Origin of the sequence: Mucilaginibacter lutimaris, assembly GCF_042676625.1 — a bacterium.
In the GTDB taxonomy this organism is placed as follows: Bacteria; Bacteroidota; Bacteroidia; order Sphingobacteriales; family Sphingobacteriaceae; genus Mucilaginibacter; species Mucilaginibacter lutimaris.
Genome location: NZ_JBHTIA010000012.1, coordinates 484,270 through 502,973 on the forward strand (window position 1 = coordinate 484,270; position 18,704 = coordinate 502,973).

The 18,704-nt window shown below is 43.6% G+C and carries 20 protein-coding genes; 15 read left to right on the forward strand and 5 right to left on the reverse strand.

All coding sequences use genetic code 11. From position 1 onward, the window contains the following. Positions 1-17 precede the first annotated feature (17 nt). The 14 genes from ACFQZI_RS17180 to ACFQZI_RS17245 all read left to right on the forward strand — a co-directional run bounded on the left by ACFQZI_RS17180 (position 18) and on the right by ACFQZI_RS17245 (position 13,013). A complete protein-coding gene (locus ACFQZI_RS17180; protein WP_377144674.1) occupies positions 18-1,016 on the forward strand; it encodes a 2Fe-2S iron-sulfur cluster-binding protein in 999 nt (332 codons plus the stop codon). Further along, positions 1,016-2,047 (forward strand): NADH-quinone oxidoreductase subunit NuoH, encoded by a 1,032-nt coding sequence (nuoH, locus tag ACFQZI_RS17185; protein WP_377144676.1) that lies wholly within the window; start codon positions 1,016-1,018, stop codon positions 2,045-2,047. Before ACFQZI_RS17180 ends, nuoH begins: the two co-directional genes overlap by 1 nt. A gap of 16 nt (positions 2,048-2,063) precedes the next feature. After that, positions 2,064-2,561 carry a NuoI/complex I 23 kDa subunit family protein gene (locus ACFQZI_RS17190; RefSeq protein WP_377144678.1) on the forward strand — a complete coding sequence of 166 codons (498 nt, stop codon included), beginning with the start codon at positions 2,064-2,066 and terminating at the stop codon, positions 2,559-2,561. Between the two features lie 58 nt (positions 2,562-2,619). Next, positions 2,620-3,126, forward strand: a complete 507-nt coding sequence (locus ACFQZI_RS17195; RefSeq protein WP_377144680.1) for an NADH-quinone oxidoreductase subunit J family protein — start codon at positions 2,620-2,622, stop codon at positions 3,124-3,126. Continuing rightward, positions 3,126-3,455, forward strand: a complete 330-nt coding sequence (gene nuoK, locus ACFQZI_RS17200) for an NADH-quinone oxidoreductase subunit NuoK (RefSeq protein ID WP_129877351.1) — start codon at positions 3,126-3,128, stop codon at positions 3,453-3,455. Before ACFQZI_RS17195 ends, nuoK begins: the two co-directional genes overlap by 1 nt. A gap of 115 nt (positions 3,456-3,570) precedes the next feature. Continuing rightward, positions 3,571-5,475 (forward strand): NADH-quinone oxidoreductase subunit L, encoded by a 1,905-nt coding sequence (nuoL, locus tag ACFQZI_RS17205; protein ID WP_377144681.1) that lies wholly within the window; start codon positions 3,571-3,573, stop codon positions 5,473-5,475. 23 nt (positions 5,476-5,498) lie between these two features. Beyond that, on the forward strand, positions 5,499-6,965 hold the full coding sequence (locus tag ACFQZI_RS17210; RefSeq protein WP_377144683.1) for a complex I subunit 4 family protein: 1,467 nt from the start codon (positions 5,499-5,501) through the stop codon (positions 6,963-6,965). A gap of 11 nt (positions 6,966-6,976) precedes the next feature. After that, the gene (locus tag ACFQZI_RS17215; protein WP_377144685.1) at positions 6,977-8,356 is read left to right on the forward strand and encodes an NADH-quinone oxidoreductase subunit N; all 1,380 of its coding nucleotides are present in this window, start codon (positions 6,977-6,979) and stop codon (positions 8,354-8,356) included. Between the two features lie 124 nt (positions 8,357-8,480). Then, positions 8,481-9,110 (forward strand): DedA family protein, encoded by a 630-nt coding sequence (locus ACFQZI_RS17220; RefSeq protein ID WP_377144687.1) that lies wholly within the window; start codon positions 8,481-8,483, stop codon positions 9,108-9,110. A 27-nt stretch (positions 9,111-9,137) separates the two neighbouring features. Next, positions 9,138-9,683 carry an inorganic diphosphatase gene (locus ACFQZI_RS17225; protein WP_377144688.1) on the forward strand — a complete coding sequence of 182 codons (546 nt, stop codon included), beginning with the start codon at positions 9,138-9,140 and terminating at the stop codon, positions 9,681-9,683. Positions 9,684-9,691: 8 nt separating this feature from the next. Continuing rightward, positions 9,692-11,032: a hemolysin family protein gene (locus ACFQZI_RS17230; protein ID WP_377144690.1), complete on the forward strand. Its 1,341-nt coding sequence runs from the start codon at positions 9,692-9,694 to the stop codon at positions 11,030-11,032. Positions 11,033-11,093: 61 nt separating this feature from the next. Beyond that, positions 11,094-11,801 (forward strand): 16S rRNA (uracil(1498)-N(3))-methyltransferase, encoded by a 708-nt coding sequence (locus tag ACFQZI_RS17235; protein ID WP_377144692.1) that lies wholly within the window; start codon positions 11,094-11,096, stop codon positions 11,799-11,801. Continuing rightward, positions 11,802-12,464, forward strand: coding sequence for a DUF4159 domain-containing protein (locus ACFQZI_RS17240; RefSeq protein WP_377144694.1), 663 nt, complete (start codon positions 11,802-11,804; stop codon positions 12,462-12,464). Positions 12,465-12,515: 51 nt separating this feature from the next. Further along, the gene (locus ACFQZI_RS17245) at positions 12,516-13,013 is read left to right on the forward strand and encodes an acetyl-CoA carboxylase biotin carboxyl carrier protein subunit (protein ID WP_377144696.1); all 498 of its coding nucleotides are present in this window, start codon (positions 12,516-12,518) and stop codon (positions 13,011-13,013) included. A gap of 88 nt (positions 13,014-13,101) precedes the next feature. Here ACFQZI_RS17245 and ACFQZI_RS17250 read toward each other — a convergent pair whose 3' ends face one another. From ACFQZI_RS17250 to ACFQZI_RS17270, 5 genes are all read right to left on the reverse strand, one after another. Further along, positions 13,102-13,650: an NUDIX hydrolase gene (locus ACFQZI_RS17250; protein ID WP_377144698.1), complete on the reverse strand. Its 549-nt coding sequence runs from the start codon at positions 13,648-13,650 to the stop codon at positions 13,102-13,104. Further along, positions 13,637-14,050 carry a hypothetical protein gene (locus ACFQZI_RS17255; protein ID WP_377144700.1) on the reverse strand — a complete coding sequence of 138 codons (414 nt, stop codon included), beginning with the start codon at positions 14,048-14,050 and terminating at the stop codon, positions 13,637-13,639. Before ACFQZI_RS17255 ends, ACFQZI_RS17250 begins: the two co-directional genes overlap by 14 nt. 59 nt (positions 14,051-14,109) lie before the next feature. Beyond that, a complete protein-coding gene (locus ACFQZI_RS17260) occupies positions 14,110-14,895 on the reverse strand; it encodes a TPM domain-containing protein (RefSeq protein WP_377144702.1) in 786 nt (261 codons plus the stop codon). Between the two features lie 9 nt (positions 14,896-14,904). Then, the gene (locus tag ACFQZI_RS17265) at positions 14,905-15,339 is read right to left on the reverse strand and encodes a TPM domain-containing protein (RefSeq protein ID WP_377144704.1); all 435 of its coding nucleotides are present in this window, start codon (positions 15,337-15,339) and stop codon (positions 14,905-14,907) included. Between the two features lie 110 nt (positions 15,340-15,449). Beyond that, positions 15,450-16,061, reverse strand: coding sequence for a LemA family protein (locus tag ACFQZI_RS17270; RefSeq protein ID WP_377144706.1), 612 nt, complete (start codon positions 16,059-16,061; stop codon positions 15,450-15,452). A 202-nt stretch (positions 16,062-16,263) separates the two neighbouring features. On the opposite strand from ACFQZI_RS17270, the gene ACFQZI_RS17275 reads away from it, so the two are divergent. Further along, positions 16,264-18,552: a GH92 family glycosyl hydrolase gene (locus ACFQZI_RS17275; protein WP_377144708.1), complete on the forward strand. Its 2,289-nt coding sequence runs from the start codon at positions 16,264-16,266 to the stop codon at positions 18,550-18,552. Positions 18,553-18,704 lie beyond the last annotated feature (152 nt).

Consider the following 18,704-nt stretch of genomic DNA (forward strand, 5'->3'; position numbering starts at 1 on the left):
TTAATTTTGAATTATAAATGAAGGTAACGATAGACGGATTTCCTATTGAAGTAGAAGCCGGGACAACCATCCTGAATGCCGCGAGGCTGATTGGTGGCGATATTGTTCCGCCTGCTATGTGCTATTACTCCAAGCTGGAAGGTAGTGGCGGTAAATGCCGTACCTGTTTGGTACAGGTAACCAAGGGCTCTGAAAAAGACCCGCGCCCTATGCCTAAGCTGGTAGCAAGCTGCCGCACAACGGTAATGGATGGAATGGAAGTGAAAAACATTACTTCGCCGGAGGTTATTGAGGCGCGTAAAGGTGTGGTGGAGATGTTATTGATCAATCACCCGCTGGATTGCCCAGTATGCGACCAGGCTGGTGAGTGCCATTTACAGGATTTAGGTTATGAGCACGGCGCGGCCAAAACCCGCTATGAATTTGACCGCCGTACATTCGAGAAGATAGACATTGGCGATAAGATACAGCTGCACATGACCCGTTGCATACTTTGCTACCGTTGTGTATTTACTGCCGACCAAATAACTGATCACCGTATTCACGGGATATTAAACCGCGGCGATCATTCAGAGATCTCTACTTATATACAAAAAGCTGTTGATAACGACTTTAGCGGTAACATTATTGATGTTTGCCCTGTAGGCGCGTTAACAGATAAAACTTTCCGCTTTAAAAATCGTGTTTGGTTCACCAAACCTGTTGAGGCTCACCGCGAATGCGAGAACCCAAAATGTTGCGGTAAAGTTACCTTATGGTACAAAGGTGAGGATGTTATACGCGTAACCGCACGTAAAGATGAGTACGGCGAGGCAGAGGAGTTTATTTGCAATACCTGCCGTTTCGATAAAAAGAAAACTGCCGACTGGGTGATTGAAGGCCCGCGTAAAGTTTCGCACAAATCTGTCATCAGCGCAAATCATTATGAAATGCTTAAACCGCTGCCGGTAGTTAAAACCAACCCGGTATTGCAGGAAGCAAATAAAGAACAATTTGAAAGGGAGACACGCCTGTAATGGAATTAACAGATATTGCCATAAAATTTGGGCTTATTATAGTCATTTTCGCTATTAGCCTGGTGGTAGCCATGTATTCTACCTACGCCGAGCGTAAAATAGCAGCATTTTTTCAGGATAGGGTAGGCCCTAACCGAGCAGGTCCGTGGGGTATTTTACAGCCCATGGCCGATGGTGCCAAAATGTTTATGAAAGAGGAGATCATCCCAACTAATGCTACACCTTTCCTTTTCATTGTTGGCCCTTCTTTAGCAATCCTTACAGCATGTATCGGTTCGGCGGTTATACCGTGGGGGCAAAACATGGTAATCGGCGATAAGGTTATCCCATTGCAGGTTACAGATATTAACGTAGGTATCCTATACATATTTGGTGTAGTATCACTGGGTGTTTACGGCGTTATGATAGGCGGCTGGGCATCAAACAACAAATACTCGTTATTGGGCGCTATCCGCGCGGCATCGCAAAACATTAGTTACGAAATTTCAATGGGCCTTTCCATCATCGCATTGCTGATGGTTACCCAAACACTTAGCCTTGGCGAAATTGCACAGCAGCAACATGGCTGGCACTGGAATGTAATTTACCAACCGGTAGGCTTTTTGTTATTTATGATATGCGCATTTGCCGAAACCAACCGTACACCGTTCGATTTACCGGAGTGTGAGACCGAATTGGTTGGGGGTTACCATACCGAATACTCATCAATGAAGCTGGGTTTTTACCTGTTTGCAGAGTATATTAACATGTTCATTTCATCGGCAGTGATGGCTACTCTATACTGGGGTGGTTACAACTACCCGGGTATGGATTGGGTTGCCGCGCACGTTGGCCCGGTTATAGGCCCGCTTATTGGTACCGGTGTTTTCTTTGCCAAAATATTTTTGTTCATCTTCTTCTTTATGTGGGTACGCTGGACTATCCCGCGTTTCCGTTACGACCAGTTGATGGACCTGGGCTGGAAGATACTGATACCTTTAGCCATAGCCAATATTGTTGTTACCGGTATTGTTATTACTTTTTTAAATTAGAGAGAGGTTATTTTCAATGGAATCATTAAGTAATAAAAAGAAGCAATTAACAGTAAAACCGCTCAATTTTTGGGAGAGGGCTTATCTGCCTGCTATTGTAGGAGGCCTGGCCATTACCATGAAGCACTTCTTTAAAAAACCGGTTACTATAGCCTACCCTGACGAGAAACGCGAGTTTTCTGAAAATTACCGTGGTATGCACTCGCTTAAACGCGATGAAAATGGTGCCGAACGTTGTACTGCTTGCGGCCTATGCGCGCTATCTTGCCCGGCCGAAGCTATTACCATGCAGGCTGCCGAGCGCCAGAAAGGTGAGGAACACCTGTACCGCGAAGAAAAATATGCCGCTGTTTACGAGATAAACATGCTGCGCTGCATTTTTTGCGGCTTATGCGAAGAGGCCTGCCCTAAAGAAGCGATATACCTCGACGGCGATATTATTCCATCAGATTACCTGCGGAAAGATTTTATATACGGTAAAGACAAATTAGTAGAGGCACCTTTAAATCAATAACCAAAGTTTTATACCTTTGCCCAGCTTTTACGGCAAGAGTATTTTGTAAAATATAAACATGAGTACATTTTACTTCATCGCGTTTTTATCCATATTTTTTTCGATACTGGTTATCTCTGCAAAAAACCCGGTGCATAGCATACTGTACCTTATACTTACCTTTTTTACTTTCACCATCCACTATATATTAATGAACGCCCAGTTTTTGGCAATTGTAAACTTTATTGTTTACATGGGTGCCATCCTGGTATTATTCCTATATACGCTGATGCTGATAAACCTGAACAAGGAAAGCGAGCCTGTTAAGCCATTTATGGTTAAGATAGCCGCGGTGTTTGGCGGCGGTATTTTAGCTGTGGCGCTGGTATCTTCCCTAAAATCATTAGGTGTATCAAACCCGGTGGTATTACATAACCCAGAGCTTGGCCTGGTAAAAAACCTTGGTAAAGTATTATTTAACGAATTTTTGTTGCCGTTTGAGGTGTCATCAGTATTGCTTTTATCGGCAATGGTAGGCGCGGTATTATTGGCTACAAAAGATAAAGAACCAAAAGCAACCATCTGATGGAAAGTTTAACCCAAACCATTCAAGCGGTTCCGCTTAACCACTACATTTTATTAAGCGCTATTATATTCTCGATAGGTGTGATGGGTGTTTTATTACGCCGTAACGCCATCGTAATATTTATGTCGGTTGAGCTGATGCTTAACTCGGTTAACCTGTTGCTTACCGCGTTTTCGGTTTACCGTGGCGATGCAGCCGGGCAGGTTTTTGTATTTTTTATTATGGCCCTTGCCGCTGCGGAAGTTGCAGTAGGGTTGGCTATTATAGTAATGATATACCGCAATACCAACAGCATCGATATTAACGTGCTGAACAGGTTGAAATGGTAAGTAGCCCCACCCAAACCCTCCCCGAAGGAGAGGGCTTAAGAAAGGCAAATTTAAAGTGTTTACAATTTAAAAAAATAAAAAGTCTCCCCTATTGGGGGAGATTTAGAGGGGGCTTATGGACAATTTGATCTGGCTTATTCCTGTACTACCCTTAGCCGGTTTCGTTATAAACGGACTGGGGCGTAATACCCTGTCTAAAGGTATCATAGGCACTATTGGTAGCTTATTGGTATTGGTTGCTTTTGGTTTAAGTGTTGCTACTTTCTTCCAGATAAAAAATTCGGGTGTACCTGTTGAGGTAAACCTGTTCGACTGGATAGCTGTTGGCAGTTTCCACATCCCGTTCGCGTTTTTGATAGATCAGTTAAGTTCTATCATGCTGCTTATTATTACGGGTGTAGGTTTCCTTATCCATTTGTACTCTATTGGCTATATGCATGATGATGCAGGCTTTGGCAAGTTCTTCGCGTACTTAAACTTGTTCGTTTTCTTTATGCTGCTGCTGGTTATGGGTAGCAACTATGTGGTAATGTTTATAGGTTGGGAGGGCGTAGGTTTATGCTCATACCTGCTTATCGGTTTTTGGTACACCAACCCAAGCTATGCCGATGCCGCTAAAAAGGCCTTCGTAATGAACCGCATTGGTGACCTTGGCTTTTTGCTGGGCATCTTCCTTTTGGTAAACACATTTGGCAGCACAAACTTTGCAGATATTTTCCCTCATGCCCCCGCCGCTGTTACGGCAGGTGCGCCGATAGTATTAATAACTTTATTATTATTTGTTGGTGCCGTTGGTAAATCGGCACAGTTGCCGTTGTTTACCTGGCTTCCGGACGCGATGGCCGGCCCGACTCCGGTTTCGGCATTGATCCACGCAGCAACGATGGTTACAGCCGGTATTTATATGATTGCCCGCTCAAACATCCTGTTTAGCCTTGCGCAGGACACGATGGAAGTTATTGCTATTGTAGGTTTGGCTACAGCGGCGTTCGCTGCATTAATAGCATTAACACAAACAGATATTAAGAAAGTACTGGCTTACTCAACGGTATCGCAGTTGGGGTACATGTTCTTAGGCCTGGGCGTTGGCGCTTACACCGGTGCATTCTTCCATGTGTTAACGCACGCGTTCTTTAAAGCATTGCTGTTCCTGGGGGCAGGTTCTGTTATTCACGCCATGAGCGGTGAGCAGGATATGCGCAAAATGGGCGGCTTAAAGGGCAAGATAAGAGTAACTTTTATAACTATGCTGGTTGGTACCATTGCTATTGCGGGTATCCCACCATTCTCGGGTTTCTTTTCTAAAGACGAGATCCTGGCAGCGGCCTTTGCACATAGCACCACTTTTTATGTAGTAGGTGTTATCACCGCAGGTTTAACTTCGTTCTACATGTTCCGGATGATGTACTTAACCTTTTGGGGTAAATTCCGCGGAACGCATGAGCAGGAACACCACTTGCACGAGTCGCCTGCAAATATGACCATTCCTTTGATCGTGCTGGCAATATTATCCGCCGTAGCGGGTATGATAGGTGTACCGGCTATCATGGGCGGCCATCACGAACTGGGTGCTTACCTTGCACCTGTTTTTGAAGCATCACACAAAATATTGGGTGAGCACGAACTGAGCCATAACACCGAATGGATATTAATGGGTACATCGGTATTAATTGCAATACTGGCTATGGGCTATGCTTACAGCAAATATGTTAGCGGTGCGCATGTGTCTGTATCTGACGCTGAAGAGCGCCCGGCATTGGCAAACCTGTCATACCATAAATTTTATATCGACGAACTATACGATAAGATCATTCGCAAGCCCCTTGATGCTATATCTGTATTCTTTTATAAGGTAGTAGAAGTTTTAGGAATAGATGGCTTTGTGAACGGCTTGGGTAAAGGCACATTAGAAACGAGTAAAGGCCTGCGCCTGTTGCAAACAGGGAATGTTGGTTTCTACATATTTATGATGGTAGTGGGCATTATTGCCATTTTGGTGTACAGTTTAATTAAAATATAAGCGCTTAGCGTTTACCCTATAAAATGACGGTTAGTATTTTACTTTTTTTACCGGTTTTGGCAGCACTATTAGTGCTGTTGGTTAAGAACGAAGCTGCAAAGCACGCGGCATTATTTTTCGCTATAGTTGAGCTTGGCCTTGCCGCATATTTCCTTGCAGGTTTTGTCCCCGATGCATCTGTACAGTATGGCCTCGACCTACCGTGGATCCCTCAGATGGGGGTTTACTTTAAGGCCGGTATTGATGGCATTAGCATGGTAATGGTTTTACTTACTACGGTGCTTGTCCCGCTTATTATACTTACCACTTACAAACATGAGTATAAGAACGCAAAGGCCTTTTACGCGCTTATTCTGTTTATGCAGGCAGGGTTGTTAACCGTATTTACCGCGTTAGATGGTTTCTTGTTCTACGTAGGTTGGGAAGCGGCATTGATCCCTATTTATTTTATTTGTGCTTTATGGGGAGGCGATAACCGTATCCGCATCAATATTAAATTCTTTATATACACATTCGCGGGTTCGTTGTTTATGCTGTTGGGTATTATTTACCTGTACCTGCAAACTCCGGATAAGCTTTATGATATTAACGGCTTTTACAATTTGAGTTTAAGCCTGTCGCAGCAAAACTGGGTTTTCTGGGCCTTCTTTATAGCATTTGCCATAAAAATGCCTTTGTTCCCTTTCCATACCTGGCAGCCCGATACTTACACCGAGGCGCCATCGGCAGGTACCATGATGTTGTCTGGTATTATGCTAAAAATGGGTATTTATGGTGTTATCCGCTGGTTAATTCCTAATGCACCCGCCGGCTTCCTGCAATGGCAAAATGTGGTGATGATATTATCGGTAATTGGTATTGTTTATGCTTCGCTTATAGCATTTAATCAAAAAGATGGTAAACGTTTGGTGGCTTACTCATCTATAGCACACGTTGGCCTTATAGCTGCGGGTATCTTTGCATGGACAACCCAGGGTGTACAGGGTGCCATGATACAAATGCTTAGCCACGGTATTAACGTGGTGGGGATGTTTTTCATTTGGGATATCATCAGTCGCCGTTTAAACACCCGCGACATTAGTCAAACGGGTGGCATTGCTAAGGTAGCGCCTAATTTCTCCATAGCGTTTTTAATTATCCTTTTAGGCACTGTTGCTTTACCGCTAACTAACGGTTTTGTGGGCGAGTTTTTATTACTCAAAGGTGTATTCAATTATAACATTTGGTTTGCTGCGGTGGCGGGTTTAACCATCATCTTTGGCGCGGTATATATGCTGCGTATGTATAAGAACGTAATGCAGGGCGAAGTGAACGAACTGACATTAACTTTTACTGATATAGCCGGTTCGGAAAAATTAGTACTGGGTATTATCTGCGTATTGATCATCGCTATTGGTGTATATCCGCAACCTATACTGCATATATCAGAAGCCGCGGTAACCAATCTGGTAAATACCGTAAGCGCTAAATTTAACAACGGAGGCTTTTAGAATTACGATAAATGATTACTTTAATAATTATATCTGTTTTACCTATAGTGCTTTTGTACCTGGGTTTATATAAAGTTCAGAAAGCTTTATTGCCTGTTACCGTAATTGGTTTACTGGCAGCTTTAGGCGCGGCTGTTGCACAATGGAACGATAACGCAGTGCCTTTGTACAGCGGTATGATGTTGTTCAATAATTTTTCGGTTGCGTTCTCGGTTGTAAGCATTGTATCTACCATTCTTATTCTCCTTTTATCTAAAGGATACTTCGAAAAAATAAGCACCCATATAGCCGAGTATTATGCCATTATCCTGTTTTCGTTAGCGGGTATCATCGTAATGGTATCATACCATAACCTGGTGATGATGTTTATCGGTATCGAGATCATGTCAGTGAGTTTATATATCCTGGCCGGTATCCGTAAAAGCGATTTTGCTTCAAATGAGGCCGCTTTAAAGTACTTTTTAATGGGTGCGTTCTCAACCGGTTTCCTGTTGTTTGGTATTACATTAATATACGGCTCATCAGGTTCTTTCGATCTAAATACCATTCGCGAATGGATAGTGACCCATCCGCGCGATATAGACCCGATGTTTTACACGGGCATAGCGCTCATCATTGTAGGCCTTTGCTTTAAGGTTGGTGCAGCCCCCTTCCATTTCTGGACACCGGATGTTTACGAAGGTGCTCCATCATTGATCACCCTGTTTATGTCTACCGTGGTTAAGGTTGCGGGCTTCGCGGCGTTCCTGCGTTTGTTTGCCGCATGTTTCTCAACCATAGCAGCATTCTGGACGCCTGTATTATTGGCAATAACAATTGCCACCCTGTTTATCGGCAACATTACGGCCCTTTACCAGCAAAGCTTTAAACGCATGATGGCTTTTTCGAGCATATCACACGCGGGCTATTTGTTATTTGCCATTGTGGCTTTGGGCGCAGGATCGGCTAATTCTATATTTGTATATGCAACTGCCTATTCAATAGCGTCTATCATTGCATTCGGCGCGTTAATACTGGTAAGGCAACAAACCGGCAGCGATAATTTTGAAGGATTTAACGGCCTGTCTAAAAAGAACCCGTTCCTGGCGTTAGTGCTTACTATCAGCATGCTTTCATTAGCGGGTATCCCGTTAACTGCCGGCTTTATTGGTAAGTTTTTTATGTTTAGCGGTGCTTTAGCGCAGTACAATACCTGGTTAGTTATAATCGCGGTAGTTAATGCTATTATCAGCATCTTCTACTACTTTAGGGTTATTATTGCCATGTACTTCCGTACAGCCGAGCGCGCAGAGGTTGAGGTGCCTGCTTATTATAAATTTGTATTGGGCTTTTCGGCCATCGCAACAATTGTAATAGGAGTTTATCCTTCGTTTATATCCGCCCTTATTTAATCAGTTAAGCCATCCGCAGCCCCAACTATAGAAAGGAAGGGGCCCAAAATAAAATCCTTGCCTTTACAAAGGATTTAAGTGAGGCTAATTTGATTTAATATTTGTAGTTTTACGGATATACTTAATGGAAAACTTTTGGGAATATCTTCAAAATTTAACCGACGCACAGTCTATTTTAAGCAGTGGTGGCTTTTACCTGTTGCTTATAGTAGTGTATGCTGAGACCGGTTTGTTTTTTGGTTTTTTCCTTCCCGGCGATTATTTGCTGTTTCTGGCAGGTTTGTTAAGCGCCGCTGGTATCATCCATGTACCTATTTATACGCTGGTACTATCACTTATTGCGGCTGGTATTTTAGGTAATTATACAGGGTATTGGTTTGGTTACCGCACAGGCCCCGTACTGTTTAACAGGGACGATTCATTCTTTTTTAAGAAGCGTTATATCTCAGTTGCCGAAGAGTTTTACGCCAAATACGGAGGCATGGCTTTGATTTTAGGCAGATTTTTCCCCATTGTTAGAACTTTTGCCCCTATATTTGCAGGTGTTGTTAAGGTAGATATTAAAAAGTTTACCATTTACAATATAGTGGGGAGCGTAGCCTGGGTAACCATATTAACATTAGCCGGTTATTTTTTGGGAAGGCGTTTCCCCGAGTTAAAAGATTATCTGCAGTACATAGTACTCGGATTGATAATTATTACAACAATTCCGCTGATTATTGCTTTTCTGAGAAGAAAGTTAACAAAGTCATAAGAAGAGTAGAATTTTAAACATATATACATGAGCACACAACACCCCTGGCATCAGGTTTCACCGGGTGATAATATTCCTGAAATAGTAAACGCTATAATTGAGATACCAAAAGGATCTAAAGCAAAATACGAGATAGATAAAGAGTCGGGCCTGTTAAAATTAGACAGGGTTTTATTTTCATCAGTAATGTACCCTGCAAATTACGGCTTTATCCCGCAAACCTATTGCGACGATAACGACCCTTTGGATATACTTGTACTTTGTTCTATAGATGTTTTTCCGATGTCTATCATTGAAGCAAAGGTAGTAGGCGTTATGCACATGGTTGATAACGGTGAGCAGGATGATAAAATAATTGCGGTAGCGAAGAACGATATGTCCGTTAACTATATTAACGACCTTAACGAATTGCCGCCACACACCATGAAAGAAATTGTACGCTTCTTTAGCGATTACAAGGTGCTGGAAGGTAAGAACGTAACTATTGAGCATTTGCTGGGTGTACGTTACGCACACAAAGTAATTCAAGAAAGCTTAGACCTGTATAAGTCTACTTTCCCCGATAACAAATAATACAATAAATGGACCCCGGACCTTACGAAATTAGTGCCTTTTATATTTTCCTTACCATATTTTTGGTATTGCTAAACGGTTTTTTCGTGGCAGCAGAATTTGCCATGGTGAGGGTACGAGGCTCGCAAATTGAAATAAAGGCTAAATCCGGTAGCGGAGTAGCCAAAGTTGCAAGGGGCATTTTACATAATTTAGATGGTTACCTGGCTGCCACACAGCTGGGTATTACCATTGCTTCGCTTGGCCTTGGTGTGGTGGGTGAGGGCGTAGTTACCAACATTGTATTACGCGCGTTTCTGGCTTTAGGCTTTACGCTTACCCCGGGCTTTATTACGGCCAGTCACGTTCTGTCTTTTGTGGCTATTACGGTGCTTCACATAGTATTTGGTGAGTTAGCGCCAAAGTCACTGGCCATTCAAAAGTCGGTACGTACTACCTTAGCGGTATCGCTACCATTAAGATTTTTCTTCGTGCTGTTTCGCCCGTTTATTTGGTTGCTTAACGGCTTTGCCAATTTTATTTTAAAATTATTTGGCATAACTACCTTAGAGGGCGGCGAAACCCATCACTCATCTGAAGAGTTACAATACCTGCTTGAACAGGGTAAAGAAACGGGCGCGATAGATTCTAACGAGCACGAGCTGATCCAGAACGTTTTTGATTTTAACGAACGCGTGGTGAAAAACATTATGGTTCCACGTACTAAAATATCGGGCATTGAGGTAGATACCGGCAAGGAGGAATTATTGGAGATATTGATAACAGAAGGGTACTCGCGTATGCCGGTATATGATGAGGTTATTGATAAGATAATTGGCATAGTACACGCCAAGGATATTTTACCTTTACTCGCTCGCGGCGAAGAAATTGTATTACGTGATATTATCCGCAAGCCATATTATATCCCCGAAACAAAAAAAATAAATGACCTGATGGCGGAGCTACAGCAAAAGCGCATTCAGATAGCTATTGTGTCTGACGAGTTTGGGGGTACCGCAGGTATGGTTACGCTGGAAGATATTGTGGAAGAATTGGTGGGCGAGATCCAGGATGAATTTGACGAAGAAAAACCAATCGTTGAGAAACTGAACGACCGCGAGTTTGTGGTTAACGCCCTTGCGCCAATCTACGACGTTAACGAGCACCTGCCGCATGACCTGCCCGAGGATGGCGACTTTGATACCGTATCCGGGTGGTTAGGCCACATATTTGGTAAAATACCGGATGTGGGCGAACAGAAAGAAAGCAATGGCTACAACATCACCGTGCTAAAAAAATCTGACCAGAACATTGAATCTGTAAAGCTGGAGTTGTTGATAAACGAAGAAGACGCTGTAGATTTGCATTAATTATAACCGATGAGTTTTTAATTAGCTTTAAGCTTTTCGCTTTCAGCTTTAAGTTAAAAGAATGCAGCTTTTCTATACACCTGATATCGATCCAAAACTTTCAGAGTACTTTTTAAGCGAAGAAGAAAGCAAACATGCCGTGCGTGTGCTGCGCCTTAACGTGGGCGACGCCGTTACACTGATAGATGGCATAGGCGGGCTATACAATGCCAAAATAATGGACGCGCATCCTAAGCGTACCATCCTGCAAATCAACTCTGTCACCCAGGAATTTAATAAACGCAACCATTACCTGCACATCGCGATAGCGCCCACAAAAAATTTAGATAGGGTAGAGTGGTTTTTAGAAAAGGCCACCGAAATAGGAATTGATGAGATCTCGCTCATTATCTGCCAACGATCTGAACGTAAAGAAGCCAAGGTGGAACGTTTGGATAAGATCATCACATCGGCTATTAAGCAATCAATTAAAGCTTACCATCCGGTTTTGAATACGCCGGTTAACTTCAACCATTTTGTAAGACAACCGTTCGATGGGCAAAAGTTTATTGCCCATTGCGATGAAGGCCAAAAGATAAGCCTGGCACAATCTATCGAGAAACAAAACCGTTATTTGATACTGATAGGCCCCGAAGGCGATTTTAGCCCGACTGAAGTTGAAGCTGCTTTGCAAAACGGATATAAAGCCATAACTTTAGGAGAAAGCCGGCTACGTACCGAAACCGCCGCGCTGGAAGCGTGCTTTGAGGTGAATTTTTTAAACCGTTAAATGAGAAGATCCATTTTTATTGCAGCAGTAATTGCCATGATGTTTTGCATCAGCAGCTTTACCGCGCCATCTTATAAAATGGGCAGGCTTAAATATAATGGCGGCGGCGATTGGTATGGCGACCGTACAGCACTTGTTAACCTCATTAAATTTTGTAACAATAATTTGAAAACCAACTTCCAGCCCGAAGAGGAAGTTGTAGAGGTAGGCAGCGAGCAGATCTATAATTATCCATTTGTTTTTATGACCGGCCACGGCAACGTGATATTTAGCGACCAGGAGGCCCGCAACCTGCGCAAGTATTTAACGGGGGGCGGTTTTTTGCATATTGATGATAATTACGGTTTCGATAAATTTATTCGCCCGCAAATGAAAAAGGTTTTCCCCGAGTTGGACTTTGTAGAGTTGCCAACCAATTATGCTATCTATCATCAAAAATATAGCTTTCCCAACGGCTTGCCAAAAATACATGAGCATGATGGTAAACGCCCACAGGGTTTTGGGTTGATCTACAAAGGGCGCCTGGTGTGTTTTTATAGCTATGAATGCGATCTGGGCAACGGTTGGGAAGATTATGGGACTTACGCCGGCGATAGCCAGGAAGCTCGCCTGAAAGCGTTAAGGATGGGCGCTAATTTAATTCAATACATCTTTACCAAATAGGTAATTACATTCTGTAAATTCTTAAATTCGGGCAATTCTGATTCAGACGATATGTACAAAGTAAAGGTTAATAGCAAACACGATTTTGAGATAGACCGTAAGGGGGACACACTTTTGGTGAACGAAAGCCCGGTAAACGCCAATATTAAGCAATTGAACGATCTGCTATACCATGTGATAAACGAGAATGGCTCGTACAATGCCGAAGTGGTAAGCTATGATAGCGAAGCCAAAACCGCTGAAATAAAGGTGAACAACAATATTTACAAAGTTGCCGCTAAAGACCAGTTTGATGTACTGCTTGATAAGATGGGATTAAGCAACCTCATGACCGCCAAGGTGAGCGATATAAAGGCGCCCATGCCCGGCCTGGTTTTAAAAGTACTGGTAGAAGAGGGCGCGGAAGTAAAAAAAGGAGATAACCTGTTTGTGCTGGAAGCCATGAAAATGGAAAACATTATCAAAGCCCCTGCAGATGTTACCATCAAAAGCATTAAAATTAAACCCAGCGACAAAGTTGAAAAGGGGCAAATACTGATGATATTTTAGACTGATAATGCCATGGTGAGCTTGTCGAACCATCAGACATGCAGACAAGTCTTCGACGAGCTCAGACTGACATCAATAGTTCTAATATTTACATTTCTCCAAGTTTCATTAAAGCGTAAAACAGCCCGGTGCAATGCAGTGCCTGGGCTATTTTGTTTTCGGCCAGCAATTGTTTTACTTCGGCTATGGTATACTCTTCTACCACAATGTGCTCGTGCTCGTCAAGCTGTTGTTCCTGTACTTTTTTGCCGCCTTTGGCCAGGTAGCAAAAGGTTTTGTTATTAGCGGTAGATGGGTTAGCGTATACCGTACTGATCAGCTCTACATCGTTAAATTCATAACCGGTTTCTTCCAGCAATTCGCGGCGCATGCCTTCTTCGGGGTTTTCGCTATCCTCAATAACACCACCCGGGATTTCGAGCGATACTATTTGAGCGGCATGCCTATACTGCCGCACCATCAATATCTTGTTATCTTCTGTTAAAGCTACAGCGTTTGCCCAATTAGGGTATTCTAAAACATAGTATTGGTCTACAATGGTACCGTCGGGCATTTCGCATTTATCGCTGCGCAGGGTAGCCCATGGGCCCTTGTGTATATAGGTAGAAGAACAGGTTTTCCAGTTAAGTTCGCTCATAATTGGTTTCAAAATATTTATGGATCGCGTTACGCCTGGTAACGTTATCAAACGACTCGTAATGATGTTCTGTTTGTAACAGGTTAAATATCACCATCACTTTTTTAAGCAGGGCCGCTGTTTCCTCATTAGCAGTAAAAGGTTCGGCAAATACATAGAGCATTTGTCCCAAAGCATTCAATTTCTCCGCTGAATAGTTTGCGTCTGTAAGTCGTTTTTTAAAGGCATCTTCATCAAGCTTTAAAAGCTCATCCAGTTCGGCATTATATTCCTCATCCAAAACCTCATTAAAGTATTTTAAATACTCTTCGTATTCACCCTCGGCTTTAAGGCCTAAAAGTTTGGCTAACATCAGCGCAAATTTTCGCGCCTCGTTCATAATAAAATCGCGTTGAAACATACTGGTTGAAATTAGTGGGATGGTAATAAAAACGTTTACCTAACAGCGATGCGTTATATTTACCAGCTGCCGCTACTACCGCCGCCGCCACCGCTTCCGCCGCCAAACCCTCCGAAACCACCACCGCCGCCGCCACCGGAGAAACCTCCCCAGTCGCTGCCGCTGCTACGGCCGCTACCGCCAAGCATGTTGCCAGCCAAAAACCACCAGAACGGGCTTGCGCCGCCCCGGCCGCCAATAATACGGCCACCACCGCCACCGCCGCGTTTACTAAAAATAAAGATGAGTATAACCACAACAATTATCACAATAAACCCAATAGGGCTGCCATCGCCTTTAGATCTTGCTTTGCGGGCGGGTGCTTTATACTCACCCTTCATGGCTTTTATAATATCGTCGGTAGCGGCGTCTAACCCACCATAATAATCGCCGGCCCTAAAGCGGGGCTTCATGTCATTTTGAATGATCTGCTGGGTGGTGATATCCGGTAAAGCGCCCTCTGCCCCGTAACCGGTTTGGATAGCCATCTTGCGGTCGTTTAAGGCGACTAACACCAAAACGCCGTTGTTTTTTTCTTTTGTACCAATACCCCATTTCCGCAATAGCTCTACCCCGTATTGGTTAATATCATAATCGCCGGTAGATTTGATAATTACTACCGCTATTTGCGTGGTAGTAGAATCGTTATAGGCAATCAGTTTACGCTCAAGCTGTGTCTTGTCGGCATCTGAAAGCGTATTAGTATAATCGGTAACCAGGGTGCCCGATCTTTCCGGTATATCTTGCGAGAAGGCGGTGAAGATGCACAGCATCAGCCCCAGCCATAATATTGTTTTTTTTAACATCACGTGTTATTAATTGCCATCCATAAAGGCTATATCATCCGGCAGTTCATTCTTATCGTTAAGCAGGTATGGGAAATACTTTTGCAGTTGGTCGCCTGCCTCTTTGATGCCTGTTATTATGCCTTCTAAAAGGTTGCCATACTTAAAGTGGTTTAGCATGTTTTCTTTGGTGGTGTCCCAAAAATTGGCAGGTACAAGGTTATTGATACCGGCATCGCCAATAATGGCAAACTTACGGTCAACGGTGGCTACATAAATAAGTACGCCGTTACGCAGCTTGGTTTTATGCATTTCCAGTTGCGTAAAGTACTTGGCGGCGCGGTCAAGCGGATCGTCGCTGCAGGTTTTTTCGATGCAAACGCGCACCTCCCCGCTGGTATTCTTTTCGGCATCGGCAACAGCTTGCTGTATACGCTGCTGTTCCTCTTCGGTAAATACGGCCATATTGATCTTTAGATTACACTGATTGTGGGAGTGATTGCACCGATTTACGGTCTTCACCTCAAAATTTATACAGGCCGAAACTTATAGCTTCGGCCTGTATAAACACTCAATTATTTTTTGGTAGTATCTGTTTTAGAGTCGGTGTCAAAGTTTACCGATGGCGCTTTTTCAGAACCTGCTTCACTTTGGAAATATCCTTTTTCTGCAAAGCCGAACATTTTAGCGGTAATATTAGCCGGGAAGGTACGTACCTTGCTGTTGTAAGCTTGTACAGCTTCGTTAAAGTCGCGGCGGGCAACACCAATGCGGTTCTCGGTACCTTCTAACTGCACCTGTAAATTCCTGAAGGCGTCGTTGGCCCTAAGGTTTGGATAATTTTCTGATGCAACCAGTAACCGTCCTAAAGCTGTGCTTAACTGGCCTTGTGCCTGCTGGTATTGTTGTATAGCTTCTGGCGTAAGCTTAGTAGGGTCAACCTGGATAGAAGTTGCGCGTGCGCGTGCATTGGTAACTTCGGTTAATGTGCCTTTTTCAAAATTGGCTTCACCCTTAACGGTAGATACCAGATTTGGGATAAGATCGCTGCGGCGTTGGTACTGGGTTTGTACTTCGCCCCATTTGCCTTTAACGTTCTCGTCAGATTTTACCATGCCGTTGTAGCTACAGCCACCCATAAGGGCTAATACTACAACAACCGCTATTACGATAAGTAGATTTTTCATTTGTGTGTTTTGTTTATTTATGGTGATGTGAATTTACAGATTAGATTACAAAACCCATACCGTTGTTACAAAACGTAACATTTGCGCCATAATGGCAACAATTAGCTTTGTAAATGTAATTAAATATCGCTAACAAGCTATATGATTTTATATTTGCCAACGTTAACGCATTACTGATCACGCATTATCATCCCAGCAATAAATGAAAAAGATATTCTCGGCTCTTTTAATTTGTACCGGCCTGCATTCAGCGGCGCAAAAACCCCACGAAAACTTAGTGCAATACGTAAAGCCTATTATAGGAACGCAGCGTATGGGCCATACCTACCCTGGCGCTACAGTTCCTTTTGGCATGGTACAGCTAAGCCCCGAAACCGATACCGCCAGCTACGAGCTTAACGGCAAATACAACCCAAAGGTTTATGAGTACTGTGCAGGTTACCAGTACGAGGATAAAACCATTGTTGGCTTCAGCCACACACATTTTAGCGGTACCGGCCACTCGGATCTGGGCGACTTTTTAATTATGCCAACCGTTGGTCAGTTAAAGCTTAACCCCGGCGTTGCAGATAAACCGGGCAGCGGTTACCGTTCGGCATTCTCTCATGCCAATGAGGTAAGCGCCGCTAACTATTACAAGGTAAAGCTTGATGCCTCAAACATTACTGCCGAGATGACCACCAGTACCCGCGTTGGTTTCCACCAGTACACCTTTCCTAAGTCAGATCAATCGCATATAATTCTGGACCTGATGGCGGGCATATATAACTACCCTGACAAAACCGTTTGGACTTATGTAAAGATCCTGAACGATAGCACACTGGTAGGTTACCGCCAAACAAACGGCTGGGCACGCACGCGCAACCTGTATTTTGCTATGGCGTTCAATAAGAAATTCATTCAGCATGGGTTTAAGAAATATGATAAGCGCGAAGTTTATGGCGGTTTCTGGGGTAAATTCAACCAAAGCAAAAACTTCCCTGAGATAGCCGGCAAGCAGATCCGAGCGTATTTTGATTTTAAAACAGAAGAAGGCGAAAAAATCAAGATAAAATTCGCGCTGTCGCCCGTGAGTATGGATGGCGCATTAGCCAATATGCAGGCCGAAGTACCGGGCTGGGATTTTGATAAAGTGAAAAACGACGGCCAAGCCCAATGGGAAAAAGAATTGGAGAAAATTACAGTTAACGCTTCTACAGAGCGCAAGCAGGATTTTTACACCGCTATGTACCACACCATGATAAACCCTACCATTTACATGGATGTTGACGGACAGTATAAAGGCCTCGACCAAAACATACACAAGGCAGATGGCTTTACCAACTACACCACCTTCTCACTTTGGGATACCTACCGCGCACTGCACCCGCTGTTTAACATTATACAGCCACAACGCAACGCCGATATGGTAAAATCTATGCTGGTGCATTTTGACCAAAGCCCGGAAAAGATGCTGCCTGTTTGGAGCAACTCGGCTAATGAGAACTGGTGTATGAGCGGCTACCATAGCGTATCTGTTTTGGCAGATGCTGTTGTTAAAGGCAACGCGCCGTTTGATGCCAACAAAGCATTAGATGCTGCTGTTACCACCGCGCGCCACCGCAGCTACGAGGGTATTGGCGAGTATATGGACAAAGGTTATATCCCCGATGAGAAAACAGGTGTATCGGTATCTAACACTTTGGAATATGCCTATGATGATTGGGCTATCGCGCAGATGGCGAAAAAATTGGGCAAAACAGACATCTACAACGAGTTTATCAAACGCAGCGAAAACTATAAAAACGTTTACGATAGCAAATCGGGCTTCATGAGGCCGAGGATGGCCGATGGTACTTTCCGTGCCAAGTTTGACCCACTAAGCACTATTAACGAAGGTTTTATTGAAGGCAACGCCTGGAATTACACGCTATTCGCTCCGCAGGACCCCGAAGGTTTAATAAAATTGATGGGCGGCAACAAACGCTTTGTACCATACCTCGATTCGTTGTTTACCATGAACCTGCCGGATAAATACTTTGCCGAGACCGAAGATATTACCCGCGATGGTATCATCGGTAACTATGTGCATGGTAACGAGCCATCGCACCACGTGGCCTACCTGTACAATTGGACAAACCAGCCATGGAAAACGCAGGAGCGCATTCGTATGATTTTACCGCGCATGTACAAACCAACTCCGGATGGATTGGGTGGCAATGATGATACGGGTCAAATGAGCGCCTGGTACATTTTTAGCTCCATGGGTTTTTATCCTGTAGCACCGGGTTCTGTTGATTATTCTATTGGCAGCCCGTCGGTTAACAACGCTACCATACAGGTTGGTAACGGTAAAACGTTTAACATCGTTGTGAAAAATCAGAGCGAGAAAAACGTTTACGTACAAAAAATGACGCTGAATGGTAAACCATATACTGCCTTAACGCTAAACCACCAGGATATTATGAATGGCGGCGAAATGGTGTTTTATATGAGCAGTAAACACAAGTAGAGAGATCAGTGATCTTTAATAGTAGTAGGTTCGAATAAAGTCAAACATTAAATCACGAATAAAGAATACTATAAGACGATTGAAAGGTGGGTGACGAAAGTTACTCATCTTTTGATTTATTGATCAACCCGACGGGCTTGCCAGTAAATCAA